This is a genomic window from Micromonospora sp. LOL_013 (assembly GCF_048060315.1).
Lineage (GTDB): Bacteria > Actinomycetota > Actinomycetes > Mycobacteriales > Micromonosporaceae > Micromonospora_E.
In genome coordinates, this window is sequence record NZ_JBHMIQ010000113.1 from 1 (window position 1) to 510 (window position 510).

General features: G+C 57.8%; 1 protein-coding gene. It reads left to right on the top strand.

The features are described from left to right. Positions 1-510 (top strand): tetratricopeptide repeat protein (locus tag ACFHWS_RS28555; RefSeq protein WP_416569591.1); only part of this gene is annotated, 510 nt, incomplete at both ends.

Genomic DNA, 510 nt, shown 5'->3' on the forward strand with positions numbered 1-510 from the left:
GCTGCGTTAGGGCCCGATCACCCAGAAGTCGCCGAACGCCTCAGCGACCTAGCAACGGCGTTCTATTCAATGGGCAAGGCAAGCGAAGCTTTGCCCTTAGAACGCCGAGCACTCGAGAGCACTGTTACAGCTTTCGGCGAGCATCATCCTCAGGTAGCGATTCGACTTGGAAATCTTGCGGCTATCCTCTATTCCTTGGGACGGGAATCCGAGGCACTTCCGCTCGAGGAGCGCGCCTTACTTGTGAGCCAGGAAATATTCGGTGATCATCATCCCGATGTTGCTACGAGGCTTAGCAATCTCGCAGTTACCCTCCACGCCCTAGGTCGCGCTTCGGAAGCAATTCCGCTGCTGCAACGTGCGGTAAGCATCAGCGAATCCACGCTCGGAGGAGATCATCCTGATTATGGTGCAAGGCTGAGCAATCTGGCGGCTGCGTATAGGGATCTTGGCCGGGCGGCCGAGGCAATCCCGCTTCTGCAGCGCGCGCTTGCCATTACAGAGTCCGCC